This window comes from Micromonospora sp. C31 (genome assembly GCF_018070575.1).
Lineage (GTDB): Bacteria > Actinomycetota > Actinomycetes > Mycobacteriales > Micromonosporaceae > Micromonospora.
Genome location: NZ_JAGPXN010000001.1, coordinates 269,752 through 287,978, shown reverse-complemented (window position 1 = coordinate 287,978; position 18,227 = coordinate 269,752). Strand labels below are relative to the sequence as shown.

The following is an 18,227-nucleotide window of genomic DNA, read 5'->3' as shown; positions in this document are numbered from 1 at the left end:
GGTGCGCTGGTGGACCAGATCTGCGTGGTGACGACGGTGGTGGACGCCCGCTCGGTCGCTGACGTGATGGCGGCGGCGGCCGTCGCCGGTCGGCTCGCGGCCTGCGCGCAGGTGGGCGGCCAGGTGGACAGCACCTACTGGTGGCGTTCCGGGGTGGAGACCAGCACCGAGTGGTCGGTGCAGTTCAAGACGGCACCGGACCGGGCCGCCGCGCTGGTGGAGCAGGTCCGGGCCAGCCACCCGTACGAGGTGCCCGAGATCCTGGTGACCCGGGTGGACAGCGGCGACCCCGCCTACGCCACCTGGGTGTACGAGCACACCCGGCCCTGAGTATCCGCACTCTTCTCAGGTGATCTCCCGGCCACCATGATGGCCGGGTGCAGAACACCGGCTACCCCTGTCCCGCCTGCGGCGCGCCGGCCGACCTCGGCTCCGGCTGCTCCGGTTGCGGCCGGCCGCCGTACCCGGCCGCCGCCGAGGTGGTCCGGCTCGATCGGGAGATCGTCGCGCTCGGCGGCGAGGTCGAGCGGGCCCGCGCGGCGTACCAAGGGCTGGTCGATCGGCTGGGCGCGACCCGGCGACGTCGGGCGGCGCTGGCGGCCGCGGTCCGCGCGGAGTTCCCCGTACCGCGCCCGGCGGCTCCCGCGACCTCCGTGCCGGTGCGCCCGGCGGATCCCGGGACCGCGCCGGTACGCCCCGCGTCCGCCGCGACCCCCGCGCCGAGGGTCACCCCGCCGGCCGCCAACCCGGTACCGGCGTGGCCGGGCCGGGGGCCGGTCGCCACGGTGCCCGCGCCGGCCGGTGCGGGCGTCGGCAGGGCGGAGACCTCCACCCGTACCGTGCAGAACCTGCTCTTCGTCCTCGGCGGGCTGCTGCTGGGCACCGCCGCCGTGGTCTTCACGGCGGTCGCCTGGGCGGCGGTCGGGGTCGCCGGTCGGGCCCTGATCCTGTTCGCGTTCACCGCGCTCGCCCTGGCGGTGCCGCTGGTGGCGGTGCGGCGTGCGCTGCGCGGCACCGCGGAGACGTTCGCCGCCGTCGGCCTGCTGCTGGTGCTCCTCGACGGGTACGCCGCCTGGTCGGTGGACCTGGCCGGCGTGGCGGACTGGCCAGCCACCCGGTACGCCGCGCTGGTCGGCGGGGCCGGCGCGGCGGTCGCGGCCGGGTACGCCCGGCTGAGCGGGCTGACCGTGCCGTGGTTCGCGGCCCTGGTGACCGCGCAGCCGGTGCTGCCCCTGCTCGCCGCCGACGCCCGGCCGGACGCCGCCGGCTGGGCACTGGTCTTCCTGGGGGTGGCGCTGTTCGACCTGGCGGTGCTGGTCGCGCTGCGCCGCCGGGGCGCCCCGGCGACCGGTGCCGCGACCTCGGCCCGTTCGGCGCCCGCGCCGGTCCGCGACCGCCCGGCGGTCCTCGCCGGGCGTGTCCTCGCCTGGATCGGGCATGCCGGCGCGCTGCTCGTGGCCGCGTGCTGCGCGCTGGTGCCGCTGGCCGTCGGCCGGGTCGCCGGCGTCGAGGTGCTGGCCGGGGCGCCACTGCTGCTGGTGGCGCTGACGCTGCTCGGCACCGCGCTGCTCACCGGCGGGCCGGTGTTCCGCGCCGTGGCCGCCGCGGTCCTGGTGCCGGTGCTGGCCGCCGCCATGGTCCGCCCGATCGCGGAACTGGGCCTGGCGCCGCTGCTCACGGCGTTGGTCGTGGTGGCGCTGGCCGGCGCGGTGCGGCTGCTGCCCGCCGGGTGGCGGACCGGTCCGCGGGCGGGCGCGTTGCTGGTGGCCGGCGCGGCGACCCAGGTCGCCGTACTGCTGGCCGTCGCGTTCGCCGCGGCGACCGCGCGTCGGTCCCTGCCGCCGTGGCGGGGGGCCGACGCCGGGCCCGACCTCGGCCAGGGGTGGCAGGCCCCGGTGGTGGTCGCGCTGACCGTGGCCGCCCTGGCGCTGCTCCTGCCGAGGGCCGCCCGGCCGGCGCTGGCCGCGGTCGGCGGGGCGGCCGTCGTGCTGGCGGTGCCCGCCGGCTGGCCGTCGCCCTGGCCCGCCGTGGTGGCCCTGGACCTGGTGGCGGCGGTGGGCCTGCTCGCCGTCGCGGTCCGGCGTCCGGGCATCCGGTCCTGGACGGTCCTGGCGGCGGGGGGCGCCGGGACCGTCCTGCTCGGGCACGGGCTGGTCGTGGGGTTTGCCGCGCCCGCGGGGGCGGGGGCGGCGCTCGCGGTGGTGCTGGTCGCGGGGACCGCCGTGGCGGCCGCCGGCCGGCGCGGCACCCCCGTGCAGCGCGGGGTGGCCGGGGTGGCACTTGCCGTCGTGCCGCTCGCGGTGCCGGCCGGCGCGGTCGTCGCCCTGATCGCCGCCGGCGCGCCCGCCTGGTGGCAGGCGCGGGCGGCGCTCGCCGCCGTCGCGCTGCTGCCCGGCGGGCTGCTCGCGGTCCGCCGGCACTGGCCGGACCTGCGGGCGTACGCCGGCGTCGGGGTCGCCGTGGCGGTCACGGCGGTCGGTCTGGCGCCGCTGGTCGTACCGGCCGACGAGCCGGTGACGCTCTACGCCGCCGTGGCGGTGCTGCTGGCGACGCTGGGCGGCACGGCGCGTCCGGACGTCGTCCCCCGGGTGGCCGGCGTCGGGCTGCTCGTGGTCTCGGTCGCCACCGCCGCCCCGGTGGCGCTGACGGCGCTCGTCGCCCCGTACGGGGACGTGGTGCCCTGGTCCGGGGCGCCCACGGTCCGGGCCGATCCGGGTGTGCTCCCGGTGGGTCTGGCGCTGACCGTGCTGGCGGTGGCCGGGCTGGCGGCCGGCCGGTTCGTACGGTCCGGCCCCACCGCCACGGACGGTGCCCCGTCGGCGGGCGCCGGCTGGTGGCGGGCCGCGCTGGTCGCGTCCCCGTTCGCCGCGACCGCGCTGCCCGTGCTGCTGGTGGCCGCCGGCGTGCCGTGGCCGGTGCTGCCGGTCGTCACGCTGCTGGGCGGGGTGGCCCTGGTCCTGGCAGCCGCGCTGGCCGCGCCGCGCCCGCTGCTCGGCCCGGTCGGGGTGCCGGTGGGGCTGGTGCTGGCGGCGTCCGGGCTGCTCGGGCTGCTGGCCACCCGGGCGGGCACGATCGCCGGGCTGGGCGTGCTCGTGGTGGCGGCGGCGGTGGTCGGTGTGGCCGCCCGCCGTGACGACGCCCGGTTGGGCGGCGCCCTGGTGGCGGTGGCCGCCGCGACCGGCCTGGCGGTCGTCGCGCCGCTGGCCGGCGGGTTGCCGCTGCGGACGGCCGCGTTCAGCGTGCTCGGCGTCGCGGTGCTCACCCTGGCCGCCGCGGCGATGCTCGGCGGCCCCCGGGCGTCCGCCGGACAGTCGCCGGCCGGTGCGGCGGTGCCCGGTCCGGTCGGTGCGGCGGCTGCTCCGGCCCGGCGGGGGCACCTCGCGGCGGCGGCGCTGGACGCGGCGGCCCAGGCGGTGGCGTTGGTCGCGCTGCTGCTCGCCGTGGGCTCGCTGCGCCACGCCGCGGCGGTCTGCGTGCTGTGGGGCGCCACCGTCGCGCTGCGGGTGCTGCGCCGGGGCGAGCCGCCGCGGCGACGGTGGGTCTTCGCGGGCATCGCCGGCGGCAGTGAACTGCTCGGCGGCTGGCTGCTGCTGGCCGCCGGGGACGTGGCGGTGCTGGAGGCCTGGACGGTGCCGGCGGCGGCGTCGGCTCTCGCGGCGGGCGTGGTGGCGTTGCGTACCCGGCCCGGGCTGACCAGTTGGCTGGCGCTGGGCCCGGGGCTCGCGGCGGCGTTGCTGCCGAGCCTGGTGTCGGTGCTGGTGGGCTCGGACCCCCAGCCGTGGCGGCGGCTGCTGCTGGGCGTCACCGCGCTCGGCGTGGTGCTCGCCGGCGCGACCCGCCGCTGGCAGGCGCCGGTGCTGTCGGGTGGGGTGACCCTGGCGCTGCTCGCGCTGCACGAACTGGCCGGCGGCTGGGACGTGCTGCCCCGGTGGATCTTCCTGGCCGTCGGTGGGCTCGCGTTGATCGGGCTCGCCACCACCTACGAGCGGCGCCGCCGGGACCTGGCCCGCCTCCGGGCCGCCGTCGGCCGGATGGGTTGACCGGCACCCGCCCCCGGGTCGGGGGTAGGGCCCGCCCTACCCCCGACCCGGGGGCGGGCAGGGTTACCCAGCGCAACCGTTCGCCGGAGACTGGAGGCGGGGCGCGCCGACCGGCGCGGGCCGGGATCGAGGAACGGGAACGGGAGCCGCAATGGTGCTCGGAGCGGTGGCGGACCCGCCGGTACGGCGGGGCAGTGACTACGCGCAGTTGTCCCGGCGGATCAGCGGGGCGGGCCTGTTGGAGCGGCGCCCGGGACGGTACGTGACCCGGATCGTGCTCACGCTGGGCGTCTTCGCGGCGGGCTGGGCGGCGGTCGGCCTGGTCGGCGACTCGTGGGCGCAGCTCCTGGTGGCCGTCCTCCTGGCCGTCGCCACCACCCAGGTCGCGTTCCTCGGTCACGACGCCGGCCACCGGCAGATGTTCCGGCGGCGCGGGCCGAGCGAGGCGATCGGCCTGCTCACCGGCAACCTGGCGGTCGGGCTCAGCTACGGCTGGTGGGTCGACAAGCACAACCGCCACCACGCCAACCCGAACCACGAGGACGAGGACCCCGACGTGGGGGCCGGCGCGCTGGTCTGGACGTACGAGCAGGCCGCCGCGACGCGCGGGTTCGGCCGCCGGTTGGCCCGCCGGCAGGCGTGGCTGTTCTTCCCGCTGCTGCTGCTGGAGGGGATCGCCCTGCACGTGGCGAGCGTGCAGGCGATCGTGGGGCGGGACTCCGCCGGCCGGTTCCGCACCCCGATGCGGCACCGCCCGGTCGAGGCGCTGCTGCTCGTCGCGCACGCCGTGGGCTACCTCGGCGCGCTGCTGCTGGTGATGTCGCCGTTGAAGGCGCTGCTCTTCGTCGCCGTCCACCAGGGACTGTGGGGCTTCTACATGGGCTGCTCGTTCGCGCCGAACCACAAGGGCATGCCGATGCCCACCGCCGACGACGACCTGGACTTCCTGCGCAAGCAGGTGCTCACCGCCCGTAACGTGCGGGGCGGCCGGCTCGTCGACGTCGCCCTGGGCGGGCTCAACTACCAGATCGAGCACCACCTGTTTCCGAACATGCCCCGGGCCAACCTGCGCCGGGCCCGGCCGATCGTCCGGGCCTACTGCGCCGAGCAGGGCGTCCCGTACGCCGAGACGGGGCTGGTCGAGTCCTACCGGCAGGCGCTCGCGCACCTGCACGAGGTGGGCCGGCCGCTGCGCGGCTGACGACGCGCGTACGGGGGCGGTGCCGTCCGGCGCCGCCCCCGTACGCGTGCGGGCGGGCTCAGGAACCCAGGGACTCGATCAGCTCCTGCGGGGCCTCCTGCGTGTCGCCCGCGGCGGGCTTGCGCACCGAGACCGGGGCGCCGAAGCCCGAGTACGTGGTGACCATGGTGCCCAGCGACTCGTGCAGCACCTGGGTGTCGATGGCGAACTCGACGAGCCGGCCCTGGTCGTCCACCCGGGCGGTGAACGGCACGGCCCTGGCCTTGTCGCCGAGGTCCTGGATGGCCTTGTCGTCGGGCTTGGTGCGGGTGTAGTCGAGGGTGCCGGAGTAGCTGCCCGGGGCGGTCTCCTCGACGTCCACCACGCTGTCGGCCATCTGCTTCGCGCCGCCCGGGTCGCCGTCGGGCATCAGGTTGAGCTGGCCGCTCCTGCCGAGCTTGGTGGCGTCCATGTGCATCCACTTCTTCGGCATCCCCGGCATGCCGGTGACCTTCAGGTAGACGTCGTTGCCGAGCATCAGGATCCGGAAGGTGCCCTCCGGGCCCATCTTCATCGTCATGTCGCCGGTCCTGGTGGCCGGGTCCATCGCGCCGCTGCCGTTGATGATCGGCGACGTGAGCTGCATCTTGACGCTCTGCTGGTTCAGCTTCCGCGCGGCGGCGCTCAGCTCGGCGCGGGCGTCGGCGGCGGCGCTGCTGGCCGCTGCCGCGCCGGTGGCGGTGCCGCCGTCGCCGGCCGGAGCGTCCGCGCCCGTCCCCGTGCCGCATCCGGTCAGCCCGAGGGCGAGCGCGGCGACGAGCGCGACCCCCTTGGTCGCCAGCCGTCGAGTGTTCATCGTGGAATCTCCTCACGCAGGGTGGGCCGAGGGCGACGCCGTCGCGGCCCCGACCGGGCCGCCGGTCAGCCTAACCCCGCCGATCCACAGCCGCCCATCGATGCCGTGGCGGTCGGAGGGCCGCCGTGCTGCCGGGTTGGCCACACCTCGCGCCGCTGGTCGGCGTCGTCGCGGCGGGTCCCGGTAGGGTCTCCCCATGGCAGACGTGCTCACCGCCGAGGCGGTGCGAGACGAGCTGGGTGGGCTGGCGGGCTGGTCGGGAGACCCCGCGGGAATCACCCGCACCGTGGAGCTGGCCGGCTTCCCGGAGGCGGTCGCGGTGGTCGACCGGGTCGCCGTGGCGGCGGAGGAACTGGACCACCACCCCGACATCGACATCCGCTGGCGCACCCTGACCTTCCGGTGCGTCACGCACTCGGTGGGTGGAGTCACCCAGCGTGACCTTGAGCTGGCTCGGCGGATCGACGACATCGTGGGGAGCGCCGGATGAGATTCGAGATCAGCAAGGTGCTGGACGCCATCGAGGGCCGGGTCAGCACCGACCCGTCGCTGGCCCGGGCGGTCGTCGACCTGGCGGAGGTGATCCGCTACCAGGACCTCGACGGCGGCCGGCCGGCCAGCCTGCTCCGCCTCGGCATGGTGATCGACGCCCTCGCCCGGGAGTTGGAGGAGGACAGCGTCCCGGTCTACGCGGTGGTGCACCGGGCCCTGCTCTCCGACGCCGACCTCACCTCCAACGAGCGCATGGTGGTCCGCCGGTGGGCCGACGACGGGCTGGTCGAGGTGCTCGACAACCCGGGCGACCGGATGCTGGAGGTGGCCGACCTGCTCGGGCTGCCGGTGCTCACCCGGGTGCGGGCCGACGGCCTGCGCGGGCGCTACCCGTGGCTGGTCGAGCAGGCCGGGCGGGTGGTGGCGCCGGTGCCCGGCGCCGGCGGGCCGGCCTTCGTCGCCCACGTCGGCGGCGGGCACACGCCGGTCGCCGGTGACCGCTCCCCGGCCGGCGCGAAGCTGCTCTCCCGGCAGTGGCGCTGCGCCGAGCCCGGCTGTGCGCTCTTCGGGAGCGGCGGGGGCGGCGGGGCCTTCGCCGACCTGTCCCGGGTGACGGAGCGCAGCCCCGCCGGGCAGCCGCCGCCCACGCTGCGCGGTGGCGTGCCCACCTGCCCCCGGCACGGCACCCGGCTCGGCGACGGCGGTCCGCGACCGCGCAGCGCCGTCCTCGCCGTCCGGGTGGGCGGGCTGATCCGTCGCCGCTTCGTGCTCACCGACGACCAGCCGGCCGTGGTGGGCCGGGCGCCCGACCAGGCCGGCGGCATCGTCCTCGGGCAGTGGCTCAACGACGAGGCGCGGCGCTGGATCAGCCGCAGCCACCTGCGGTTCGAGCTGCGCGTCGGCGAGGTGATCGTGACCGACGTCAGCACCAACGGCTCGGGCATCCGCCCGGGCGGGTCGATGGCGGAGGCCGACCGCGTCCCGCTGGCGCCGCAGCAGTCCCGGGTGCTGGCCGAGGGCGACATGGTGGAGCTCTACCCCGGGGTGCAGATCGGCCGGCCCGACGAACTGCCCAGCGGCGCCCCCTACACGCCGACCTCGGTCATGGCCGAGGCCCCCACGATGGCGATGCGCCTGCCCCGCTGATCCGCCGGGAGACGACGGCGGGCGCCGGGACCGTGGTCCCGGACGCCCGCCGTCTGCCGTACGGGGCTCAGCCGGCCAGCACGGCGGCGAGCTGGGCGACCGCGTGGTCGATCTCCTCCTCGGTGATCACCAGCGGCGGGGCGAGCCGGATGGTGGCGCCGTGGGTGTCCTTGGCGAGCACTCCGCGCTCGGCGAGCCGCTCGCACGCCTCCCGGCCGCTCATCAGCGCCGGATCGATGTCGAGGCCCGCCCACAGGCCCCGGCCCCGCACCGCGACGAGGCCCTTGCCGACCAGCGACCGCAGACCGGCGTGCAGCCGGGCGCCCAGCTCGGTCGAGCGGCGCTGGAACTCGCCGGTGGCCAGCAGCCGGACGACCTCGGTCGCGACGGCGCAGGCGAGCGGGTTGCCGCCGAAGGTGGAGCCGTGCTGGCCCGGCCGGAGCACGCCGAGCACGTCGGTGTTCGCGGCCACCGCGGAGACCGGCACGATGCCGCCGCCGAGCGCCTTGCCCAGCAGGTACATGTCGGGCGTGACGCCCTCGTGGTCGCAGGCGAAGGTGTCCCCGGTCCGGCCCAGGCCGGACTGGATCTCGTCGGCGATGAAGAGGACGTTCTGTTCGGTGCAGACCCGGCGTACGCCCGGCAGGTAGCCCTCCGGCGGCACCACGACGCCCTGCTCGCCCTGGATGGGCTCGAGCAGCACCGCGACGGTGTTCTCGTCGATGGCGGCGCTCAGCGCGGCCAGGTCGCCGTAGGGGACGACCGTGAACCCCGGGGTGTACGGCCCGAAGTCGGCCCGGGCGTCCTCATCCGTGGAGAAGCTGACGATGGTGGTCGTCCGGCCGTGGAAGTTGCCCTCGGCCACCACGATGTTGGCCATCCCCGGGGCGACACCCTTGACCTGGTAGCCCCACTTGCGGGCGACCTTGATGCCGGTCTCCACCGCCTCGGCGCCGGTGTTCATCGGCAGCACGAGGTCCTTGCCGCAGAGCTCGGCCAGCTCGCGGCAGAAGTCGGCGAACTGGTCGTGGACGAACGCCCGGCTGGTGAGGGTGAGCCGGTCGAGCTGGGCGTGCGCGGCGGCGATCAGCGTCGGGTGCCGGTGGCCGAAGTTCAGCGCCGAGTAGCCGGCCAGGCAGTCGAGGTAGCGGCGGCCGTCCACGTCGGTCAGCCAGGAGCCCTCGGCGGAGGAGATGACCACCGGCAGCGGGTGGTAGTTGTGCGCGGTCCACCGCTCCGCGTCGCGGATCGCCTCCGGCGTCCGCAGCATGTCGTCGATCACTGGCTCGCCTTTCCCTGACGGAGTCGCAACGTGCAGCACTTCGGCCCGCCGCCGGCCTTGCGCAGCTCGGAGAGGTCGACACCGATCGTCTCGTAGCCCCGGTCGCGCAGCTTCGCGGCCAGGCCGGTGGCCTGCGCCGGCAGCACGACGTGCCGACCGTCGCTGACCGCGTTCAACCCGAAGACCTCGGCGTCGGCCAGGGTGGCGTGCACCGCGTCGGGGAAGAGCCGGCGCAGCACGGCCCGGCTGCCGGGCGAGAACGCCTCCGGCAGGTACGCCACCGTCCGCTCGTCGAGCACGGTGAGCGCGGTGTCCAGGTGGTAGAAGCGGGGGTCGACCAGCTGCATGGTCACCACCGGGTAGCCGAAGACCTCCTGGAGCTGCGCGTGCGAGGCGTGCGCGGTGCGGAAGCCGGTGCCGGCCAGCAGGAAGTCGCCGGCCAGCAGGATGTCGCCCTCGCCCTCGTTCACGTGCTTGGGGTCGTACATCTCGAAGCCGGCGGCCTCGAACCAGGCGCGGTAGGCGGGGGCCTCGTCGGCGCGCTGCGGGTCGCGGAACTGCACGGCCATCGCCCTGCCGTCGATCACGGTGCCACCGTTGGCGGCGAAGACCATGTCGGGCAGGCCGGGCACCGGAGTGATCTCCTCGACGGTGTGGCCCAGGTCCCGGTAGGTCTGCCGCAGCTGCTCCCACTGCCGGACGGCGAGGTCGGCGTCGACCGGCGCGGTCGGGTCCATCCACGGGTTGATGGCGTAGTCGACGGCGAAGTACGTCGGCCGGCACATCAGGAAGCGCTGGCTGGTGGCGTCCATCGTCATTGTCCTGCTCCCAGGGTCGGGCGCGCCCGGCCACCTTCGGCCCACGGGCTGGCGCCGTTGCTCAACGCTATGCGGCGCCGATGGTGGAATCCACCGTTGGAAGTTGCGCAGGCCGACGGATCGTTGCGTCTGGAGCATGCTGGACGATGGTTCGTTGCGTATCGAGCCCTGTCGGTGCGTCCTGTCGGTAGCCGGGCCAGGAAAACGCTTCGGGGGCGGCGAACCGCCGCCCCCGAAAAGGGTTGCCCGGCTGGTGAACCACCAGGCTGGTCGGGCGTCGCCGGTGCACCACCGGCGTTGCCGGCGCATCGCCGGCGAGCCCGTCAGTGCCCGCTAGAAACGATCCACAAACTGTGAGTCAAGCCACTCGCGGAACCGCTGCACCCAGTCCCCGTCGGTGGTCGGCCAGTCGAACTGGCCGGTCATCGCCAGCACGCCCAGCACCACCGCGCCGAGACCCAGCGCGATGCCGAGCAGCGCGTCGGTCTTGCCGGCGATGTGCCGGCGGCGGGTGGCCATCAGGCCGAGCACCGCGAGGACCGCGCCGAGGGCGCCGAGCGCGATGCCGTATCCGGCGAGGGTGCCGGTGAGCACGAAGAGCGCCCCGGCCACGCCGACGATCAGTCCCAGCGTGGCGAGCAGGCTGGCCCGGGGCTTCGGCCCGGCGACCACCGGACGCTCAGGCTCGCGGTCGGCGACGCCGTCGCCGTCGCGGTCGACGGGCCGCTGCACGGTGCGGTCCCCGTCGAGCGGGCGCTGCACGGTGCGGTCCCGGTCCGTCCGGCCGGCCAGCGCCGCGGCGCTCGGGTCCAGGTCGGTCGTCCGGCCGTCGAGGGTCCGTTCGAGGGCCGGGTCGGGGTCGGGGTCGGTGGTCCGGGGGGTGCGCCGGAGGCCGTCGTCGGTGGATCGGGCCGTGGCGGCCCGGGCGACCGCCGCCCGCTCGGCCGCCCGCCGCTCGGCGTCTCCGTCCCGGCCGTCGGCGGCGTCGCGCCCGTCGGCACCGTCGGCGTCCGGCGCCGTGCTGCTGCGGTAGGTCGTCTGCTCGCTGTCCCGCTCCGTGACCACCGGGTCGGCGACCCGGCCGGGGCCGTCGGTCCGGTCCCGGCCGCCGATGTCGTCGTCCGTCGGCGTCGGCTCGGTCCGACGCGACAGGGAAGGAATCTTCACCACAACACACCTCCTGAGGCAGACGCGGCCGGACGGAAGTGGTGCGGTCCGCCGCGCGGTAACACGCCCTGCGGTACCCACCCGCTCTGATCGGTACACCCGCCGACGGCCTGGCCGGGGGCTTGCTTGCCGCCGGGTGAACATCGGTCGTCGACTTGCCGTCCGGCCCGAAGAAGGGGTTCGGCCGGCCATAGGATCTCCGCGGCCGGCCGGCCACGTCGGCCGCGGAAGGGTGACGATGGAGATTCGAGCCGGAGCCAGGGGCCGGGTGGTCATGCTGGTCGACAACGCGGTCCAGGGCGACTCCCGGGTGCAGAAGTCGGCCCGCTCGGCCGCCGCCGCCGGCTGGGACGTCACCCTGCTGGGCCGCTCGCCCGACGGCGAGCCGCACCGGTGGCGGATCGGCGACGCCCTGGTGCGGCTGCTGCCGATGGGCCGCCCCGGCGCACCCGTGCCCCGGACGCCGCGTCGGGACGCGGCGGCGCTGCTCGGGCGCCTCGGCCTGCGGACACCCGTCGAGCGGGCGTACACCCGGCTGTGCCTGCGGCTGTACGGCGACCGCGCCTGGCGCCGGTTGCAGCCGGCACTGTGGAGCTACGAGCACGCCTACGGCCCGGTGCTCGACGAGCTGGCGCCCGACCTGATCCACGCCAACGACTTCCGGATGCTCGGCGTGGGCGCGCGGGGGCTGCTGCGGGCCAGAGCCGCCGGCCGCCGGGTCAGCCTGGTGTGGGACGCCCACGAGTTTCTGCCGGGCATCAAACCCTGGAGCGACAACGTGCGGTGGCTGCCCGCCCAGTTGGCGCACGAACGGGAGTACGCGCGCCACGCCGACGCGGTGCTGACGGTCTCGCCGGAGCTGGCCCGCCTGCTGCAACGCGCGCACCACCTGCCCGAACTGCCCACCGTGGTGCTGAACGCGCCCGAGAGCCGCGAGGCCGGCGACGGGCCGGTGCGGGCCACGGAGACCCTCCGCGCGGGGTTCGGCCTCGGGCCGGGCGACCCGCTGCTGGTCTACAGCGGCGCCGCCGCGCCGCAGCGCGGCCTGGACGTCCTGGTCGAGGCGCTGCCGCTGCTGCCCGGCGTGCACGTCGCGCTGGTGGTCAACCATCCCGACGGCGAGTACGTCCGGTCGCTGACCGCACGGGCGGCGGACCTCGGCGTCGGTGACCGCCTGCACGTACGGGGGTACGTGCCGCACGACCAGGTGGTGCCGCTGCTGGCCGGGGCCGACCTCGGGGTGATCCCGATCCAGCACTGGCCCAACCACGAGATCGCGTTGATCACCAAGTTCTTCGAGTACTCGCACGCCCGGCTGCCCATCGTGGTCAGCGACGTGCGCACCATGGCCGGCACCGTCCGGGCGACCGGGCAGGGCGAGGTGTTCCGGGCCGGGGAAGCCGGGGACTTCGCCCGCGCCGTCCGCGCGGTGCTCGCCGACCCTGCCCGGTACCGGGCGGCGTACGACGATCCGGCCCTGCTGGCGGGGTGGACGTGGGAGCGGCAGGCCGTGGAACTCGACCGGGTCTACACCCGGCTGGTGCCGGCGGGCGCCCACGGCGGGTCGGACGCGTACGGCCGGGTCGGCTGATCCGGTGGTCGCCGACCAGCCGACGGCGGGCCACCGGGACGGCTCCCGGCCGCCCGACGTGACCGTCGTCGTGCCCGTGTACAACACGATGCCGTACCTCACCGGATGCCTGGACTCGCTGCTCGCGCAGAGCATCGGCACGGACCGGATGCGGATCGTCGCGGTGGACGACGGGTCGACCGACGGCAGCGGCCGGCAGCTCGACCGCTACGCCCGCCGGCATCCGGGCACCGTGACCGTCCTGCACCAGCCCAACTCCGGCGGCCCGGCGGCGCCCTGCAACCGGGCCCTCGACCTGGCCACCGGGCGGTACGTCTTCTTCGTCGGCGCGGACGACCGGCTCGGTCCCGAGGCGCTGGAGCGGCTGGTGACCGCCGCCGACCGGTACGGCTCCGACGTCGTCCTCGGCCGGGTCGTCGGGGTGAACAGCCGCTACGTCCACCAGGAGGTCTTCGCCCGCACGGCGGTCGACGTCCGGCTGGCCGACTCGGCCCTGCCGCTGTCGCTGGCCAACACCAAGCTGTTCCGGCGGGAACTCGTCGAGCGGCACCGGCTGCGGTACCCGGAGGACATGCCGATCGGCAGCGACCAGCCGTTCACCCTGGAGGCGTGCCACCGGGCGGCCCGGGTCACGGTCCTCGCCGACTACGACTACTACCACGCGGTGCGGCGGCTGAACGCCCGCAACATCACCTACCTGAGCCGGGCGGAGGAGCGGCTCGACTGCGCGCGGCGGCTCGTGGAGTTCGCCGTCGGCCTCATCCCGCCGGGCGAGGAGCGGGACGCGGTGCTGCGGCGCTACTTCCGCTTCGAGGTGGCGGCCCTGCTCGACGACGACTTCCTGCGGCTGGACGGGCCGACCCGACGACTGCTGCACGCCGGCGTACGGGAGCTGGCCGGGCGGCACCTCACCGCGCCCGTACGGGACAAGCTGCCGGCGGAGACCCGGCTGCGGATCGGCGTCGCCGAGCACGGCACCCCCGACGACCTGGTCGACGTGATCCGGCAGGACGCGGAGCGCGGGGTGCCGCCGACGGTCGTCGAGGGCGGCCGGCGGTACGCCGCGTACCCGGGCTTCCGGGCGTCGCACGGCCGGCTGCCCGACGGCGTCTTCGACGTCACCGACGCCGTGGACTGGCTGGCCCGCTTCGAGGTCACCGGCATCGGCTGGGACCGCGACGCCGACGCCGGGCCGGCTCTCGTCCTGGACCTGCGCACGCCCCTGCGCGACCTCGACCGGCTCTGCCCGGACCCGCCGCGACTCACCGTCGGCGAGCTGGCGGGCGTCGTACGGCCCACCACGGCCGCCGGCGGCGGCACGCTGCGGGCCCGGATCAGCGTGGCCGAGGTGCTGCGCGCCAGCGCGGTGACCGGGCAGCGCCGCCCCGTGCACCTGACACTGCCCGCGCCCGACGGCCGGCCCGGGACCGCGCCGCTGCGCGCACCCCGCCGGCTCCGGTTCCCCCGACCGGTGTTCCGCCCGCGCGGGCGGCGCTGGTACGCGGTGTCGCCGGTCACCGACGGCAGCGGCCGGTTGATGATCTCCGTGGTGCCACTGACCCCGCGACGGGTGCTCGCCCGGCTGACCGCCCGCCGCCCCTCCTGACGGGCGCCGCCCGGCGCAGGCCCACCGGGAGCCGGCCGAGCGGCGGCGGCCCCGGGCCGTTCCGGCCCGCCCGGTGCCGGGGCCGGCCGGCGGCTACCGCAGGGCGAGCGGGGCCACGGCCAGGTGCCGGCGGTCGTCGAGCGCCCGCCACTCCAGCGCGTGCCGGATGCCGTCCTCGATGCCGAAGCGGGGCGACCACCGCAGCAGGTCCTGGTAGCGGCGGCTGCGGTTGTAGACCCCCGGCACGTCGCCCGGCCGTCGGGGGGCCTCCCGGTAGGGCAGGGGCTGCCCGGTCACCGCGGCGAACGCGGCCAGCAGCTCCCGGACCGTGGTGCCCACCCCGGTGCCGATGTTGAGCGCGGCGTACCCGTGCGGTCCGGTGGCCGTCACCTCGTCGAAGTGGGCCAGCGCGGCCACGTGGGCCTGGGCGAGATCCCACACGTGTACGTAGTCCCGGACGGCGCTGCCGTCGCGGGTGGGCCAGTCCGTGCCGGTGATGCGGAACTCGCCGCCGCTGGTGTACGCCTCGATCATGCGACCCAGGGCGTGCGTCGGGTGGAGCAGTTGGAGCCCGGTGCGCAGCAGCGGATCGGCCCCGATCGGGTTGAAGTAGCGCAACGCCACGGCCCGCAGCTCCCCGGCCCGCGCGCAGTCGGCCAGCACCGTCTCGACCATGGCCTTGGTGCGGGCGTACGGGCTGACCGGGTCGACGGGGGAGGACTCGTCGACCGCGAAGTCCGCACCCGGCCGGTAGACGGCGGCGGTGGAGCTGAACAGCACCCGCCGGCACCCGTTGCGGACCAGGTGGCGGACCAGTTCGACGGACTTCGCGAGGTTCTCCCGGTAGTAGCGCAGCGGGTCGCGGGTCGACTCGGGCACCACGATCACCCCGGCGCAGTGCACGGTCGCCCGGATCTCGGGGTGCTCGGCGAAGATCCGGTCGAGCAGGTCCCCGTCGGCGACGTCACCCCGGTAGAAGGGGCGGCCGGCCGCGAAGGACGCCCGGCCGGTCGACAGGTCGTCGAGGATCACCGGCGTGATGCCCCGGTCCAGCAGCGCGGAGCCGACGGTGCTGCCGATGAAGCCGGCGCCGCCGGTGATCAGGTACTTCACGTTCGTCACCGTTCCGTCAGGTGTCCGCGCCGGCGGGCGCGTTCGAGGTGGTCGGAGCGGGCCGCGTCGGTCGCGGGCGCAGCGACCGGCGCAGCCGGCCCGCCGCCCGGTGCGCCGCCCGCAGGACCGCCCAGACGAGGTACGCGTCGTGGCGCACCATCCGGTGCTTGAGCCCGGCGACCCCGCCCGGCCGGGGGTAGCCGGCAGGAGGCAGCCAGCGCCGGTAGTCCGCCGCCATCCGGCGGAAGAACGCGCGGCGGGCCTCCGGCGGCAGCCGGAAGTCGTTGCCGACGATCACCAGGTAGTGGTCGAGCATGACGCGGAACAGGTCGGGCCGGAACCGGTCCGGGGCGGCGCCGCCGGTGGTCGCCAGCCAGCCGAAGACCGAGGCGTACTGGTCGAAGACCTCGAAGTGCCGCGAACTCAGGGTGGCGGTGATCCGGTCCCGGGGCCGCTGCCGGTAGTGGTAGCAGTCCCGCTCCAGCACGTCGATGCTGCCGGCGGCGATCAGCAGGGGATGGCTGTAGGCGCAGTCCTCGTACCAGCCGGGCCGGAAGGAGAGCCCCGACCCGGCCAGGAACGCGCGGCGGACGAGCTTGGTGCACGCGGACTGGGCGAGCGTGAGCAGCTCGGGCCGGTCGGCCAGGCGCAGCGGGACGGACCGTCCCCCGAGGGCCGGCCCGGACGGCCGGGCCACCACCCGCCCGTCGGGGAACACCTCGGCGTGCTCGACGATCAGCACGTCGGGGCGGGTGCCCGCGAGCCGCTCCCGCACCGCCGCGACCGCGCCGGGCGGCAGCCAGTCGTCACCGTCGACGAACCAGAGGTAGTCGCCGGTGGCGTGGGCCGCACCGGCGTTGCGGGCGCCGCCCAGGCCGGCGTTCTCGGTCAGGCGGACCACCCGCACCCGGGGGTCGCGCGCGGCGTACCGGTCGAGCAGCCTCCCGCTGCCGTCCGGCGAGGCGTCGTCGACCGCGACGACCTCCACGTCCTCGGCGCCGGGCTGGGCGAGGATCGAGTCGAGGCAGGTCGCGAGGTACGCCTCGACGCCGTGCACCGGAACGACGACGGACAACGTCGGGCGGTCGGCTGGGGTCTCGGCACCGTCCACGGCTCGGACTATGCCGAGGCGTCCCGACCGGGCCGCCACACGCAGGTGAACTGGGCCTGACATTCTTCGAGCCGGCCCGGTGCGCCGCCCCGGCGCCGGCCGACCCCGCCGGGCACCGTCCGCCTCCGGTTCGCGGGCGGAACGGGCGAGGGGCATCCTGTCGTACCGGTGGGCAATCATCTGTCGACGCCCGTCGGAGGGGGGAAACGATGATCGGCAGCTTGCGGACCGTCGCGCTGGACACCCGTGACATCGCCGGCCTGGCCCGGTTCTACCAGGAGTTGGCCGGGTGGACGCAGAGTCATGTCGAGGACGACTGGATCACGATGACCACCGACGACGGCTGGCGGGTGGCGGCCCAGCTCGCACCGGAGCACGTGGCACCCCGGTGGCCGGATCCCGCCCATCCCCAGCAGGCCCATCTCGACCTGCGGGTGCCCGACCTGGCGGCGGCCAGCGCCCGGGCGCAGGAGCTGGGCGCGACCCTGTTGCGTCGCGACGAGCGGTGGCACACCCTGGCCGATCCGGCCGGGCACCCGTTCGACCTGTGCCTCAACGCCGACGACCCGCGCACCACGCTGATGGGCGTGATGCTGGACTGCCCCGACGCCAGGGCGCTGAGCGTGTTCTACGCGGAGCTGCTCGGCAAGCCGGTGACCTACGAGGGCGACGGCATGGCGATGATCGGCGAGGACGGCGCCCAGCCACTCCTGTTCCAGCAGGTGGCCGACTACCGACCGCCGCGCTGGCCCGATCCGGCCCACCCGCAGCAGCTCCACCTCGACGTGCGGGTCGACGACGTGGCGGCGGCCGAACCGGCGGCGCTCGCGCTCGGCGCCACCCGGCTGCCGGGCGAGGGGGACAACTGGCGGGTGTACGCCGATCCCGCCGGCAAGCCCTTCTGCCTGGTGTGGGACCTGGATCAGGGGTGAGGCGAAGCCCGCGGGTGGGCACCGGGCGCGCTGGCTATCCTTGGCACCCGTGCCAGAGGGACACACCATCCACCGGCTGGCGGCGCGGCACGCCGAGCTGTTCGTCGGGGACAAGCCGCACGCCGCCAGCCCGCAGGGCCGTTTCGCCGAGGGTGCGGCCCGGCTCTCCGGCACCGTCCTGGAGGCCACCGAGGCGTACGGCAAGCACCTGCTGCACCACCATGCGGGCGAGCTGACCCTGCACGTGCACCTCGGGCTCTACGGCAGGTTCGCCGACGGCGCCGGTGAGCCCCCGGAGCCGGTCGGTCAGGTGCGGCTGCGGCTGACCAGCGACCGGCACTGGCTCGACCTGCGCGGCCCCGCCGCCTGCGAACTGCTCACCCCGCCCGAGGTGGCAACGCTGCGGGGCCGGCTCGGCCCTGACCCGCTGCGCGCCGACGCCGACCCCGAGCGGGCGTACGCCCGGGTCTCCCGCAGCCCGACGCCGCTGGCGGCGCTGCTGCTGGACCAGTCGGTGGTGGCCGGCACCGGGCTGATCTTCGTCACCGAGGCGCTGTTCCGGGCCGGGTTGCCGCCGACGCTGCCCGGCCGGCGACTGACCCGCGCCGGCTGGGACGCGCTCTGGGCCGACCTGGTGGCGCTGATGCGGCTCGCTGTCGGTCGCGGCCGGATCGACACGGTCCGCGAGGCGCACCTGCCCGAGGCGATGGGCCGCCCCGCGCGGGTCGACCGGCACGGCGGCGAGGTGTACGTCTACCGCCGCCCCGGCGAGCCCTGCCACGTCTGCGGCACGCCGGTGAGCCGGGGCGGGCTGGCCGGCCGCAACCTCTACTGGTGCCCCACCTGCCAGCGGAGCTGACCCCCGGGGCACGCCGCACCGGTCCCGCGCCGGT

15 protein-coding genes are annotated in these 18,227 nt (G+C 76.0%); 9 read left to right on the top strand and 6 right to left on the bottom strand.

Going from position 1 to position 18,227, the window contains the following annotated elements:
• Positions 1-9: 9 nt before the first annotated feature.
• The 3 genes from cutA to KBX06_RS01270 all read left to right on the top strand — a co-directional run bounded on the left by cutA (position 10) and on the right by KBX06_RS01270 (position 5,241).
• Positions 10-330, top strand: coding sequence for a divalent-cation tolerance protein CutA (gene cutA / locus KBX06_RS01280; RefSeq protein WP_210832307.1), 321 nt, complete (start codon positions 10-12; stop codon positions 328-330).
• Positions 331-377: 47 nt separating this feature from the next.
• The gene (locus tag KBX06_RS01275) at positions 378-4,040 is read left to right on the top strand and encodes an SCO7613 C-terminal domain-containing membrane protein (protein ID WP_210832306.1); all 3,663 of its coding nucleotides are present in this window, start codon (positions 378-380) and stop codon (positions 4,038-4,040) included.
• Positions 4,041-4,191: 151 nt separating this feature from the next.
• On the top strand, positions 4,192-5,241 hold the full coding sequence (locus KBX06_RS01270) for an acyl-CoA desaturase (protein ID WP_210832305.1): 1,050 nt from the start codon (positions 4,192-4,194) through the stop codon (positions 5,239-5,241).
• Positions 5,242-5,299: 58 nt separating this feature from the next.
• Here the strand turns inward: KBX06_RS01270 and KBX06_RS01265 are convergent, their stop codons facing one another.
• Positions 5,300-6,076, bottom strand: coding sequence for a hypothetical protein (locus tag KBX06_RS01265; protein WP_210832304.1), 777 nt, complete (start codon positions 6,074-6,076; stop codon positions 5,300-5,302).
• Between the two features lie 196 nt (positions 6,077-6,272).
• On the opposite strand from KBX06_RS01265, the gene KBX06_RS01260 reads away from it, so the two are divergent.
• Both KBX06_RS01260 and KBX06_RS01255 read left to right on the top strand, forming a co-directional pair.
• Positions 6,273-6,566 (top strand): 4a-hydroxytetrahydrobiopterin dehydratase, encoded by a 294-nt coding sequence (locus KBX06_RS01260; protein WP_210832303.1) that lies wholly within the window; start codon positions 6,273-6,275, stop codon positions 6,564-6,566.
• Complete coding sequence (locus KBX06_RS01255; protein ID WP_210832302.1) at positions 6,563-7,714, top strand: FHA domain-containing protein; 1,152 nt, start codon at positions 6,563-6,565, stop codon at positions 7,712-7,714. Before KBX06_RS01260 ends, KBX06_RS01255 begins: the two co-directional genes overlap by 4 nt.
• Before the next feature lie 67 nt (positions 7,715-7,781).
• Here KBX06_RS01255 and rocD read toward each other — a convergent pair whose 3' ends face one another.
• The 3 genes from rocD to KBX06_RS01240 all read right to left on the bottom strand — a co-directional run bounded on the left by rocD (position 7,782) and on the right by KBX06_RS01240 (position 10,981).
• Positions 7,782-8,996 carry an ornithine--oxo-acid transaminase gene (rocD, locus tag KBX06_RS01250; protein ID WP_210832301.1) on the bottom strand — a complete coding sequence of 405 codons (1,215 nt, stop codon included), beginning with the start codon at positions 8,994-8,996 and terminating at the stop codon, positions 7,782-7,784.
• Positions 8,993-9,808 (bottom strand): dimethylargininase, encoded by an 816-nt coding sequence (gene ddaH / locus KBX06_RS01245; protein ID WP_210832925.1) that lies wholly within the window; start codon positions 9,806-9,808, stop codon positions 8,993-8,995. The genes rocD and ddaH overlap by 4 nt, the downstream gene beginning before the upstream one ends.
• A 339-nt stretch (positions 9,809-10,147) precedes the next feature.
• The gene (locus KBX06_RS01240) at positions 10,148-10,981 is read right to left on the bottom strand and encodes a UbiA family prenyltransferase (protein ID WP_307854376.1); all 834 of its coding nucleotides are present in this window, start codon (positions 10,979-10,981) and stop codon (positions 10,148-10,150) included.
• Between the two features lie 238 nt (positions 10,982-11,219).
• Here KBX06_RS01240 and KBX06_RS01235 point away from each other — a divergent pair, with 238 nt between their 5' ends.
• Positions 11,220-12,572 (top strand): glycosyltransferase family 4 protein, encoded by a 1,353-nt coding sequence (locus tag KBX06_RS01235; protein ID WP_247684974.1) that lies wholly within the window; start codon positions 11,220-11,222, stop codon positions 12,570-12,572.
• A 4-nt stretch (positions 12,573-12,576) separates the two neighbouring features.
• Positions 12,577-14,178: a glycosyltransferase family 2 protein gene (locus tag KBX06_RS01230; RefSeq protein WP_307854375.1), complete on the top strand. Its 1,602-nt coding sequence runs from the start codon at positions 12,577-12,579 to the stop codon at positions 14,176-14,178.
• Positions 14,179-14,271: 93 nt separating this feature from the next.
• Here KBX06_RS01230 and galE read toward each other — a convergent pair whose 3' ends face one another.
• Positions 14,272-15,291 (bottom strand): UDP-glucose 4-epimerase GalE, encoded by a 1,020-nt coding sequence (galE, locus tag KBX06_RS01225; protein ID WP_210832300.1) that lies wholly within the window; start codon positions 15,289-15,291, stop codon positions 14,272-14,274.
• Between the two features lie 16 nt (positions 15,292-15,307).
• Entirely contained in the window at positions 15,308-16,402 is a 1,095-nt protein-coding gene (locus KBX06_RS01220; protein WP_210832299.1) for a glycosyltransferase family 2 protein, read from the bottom strand.
• Between the two features lie 209 nt (positions 16,403-16,611).
• On the opposite strand from KBX06_RS01220, the gene KBX06_RS01215 reads away from it, so the two are divergent.
• Positions 16,612-17,334, top strand: coding sequence for a VOC family protein (locus KBX06_RS01215; RefSeq protein WP_210832298.1), 723 nt, complete (start codon positions 16,612-16,614; stop codon positions 17,332-17,334).
• A gap of 49 nt (positions 17,335-17,383) precedes the next feature.
• Entirely contained in the window at positions 17,384-18,193 is an 810-nt protein-coding gene (locus KBX06_RS01210) for an Fpg/Nei family DNA glycosylase (RefSeq protein WP_210832297.1), read from the top strand.
• The last annotated feature ends 34 nt before the right edge of the window (positions 18,194-18,227 follow it).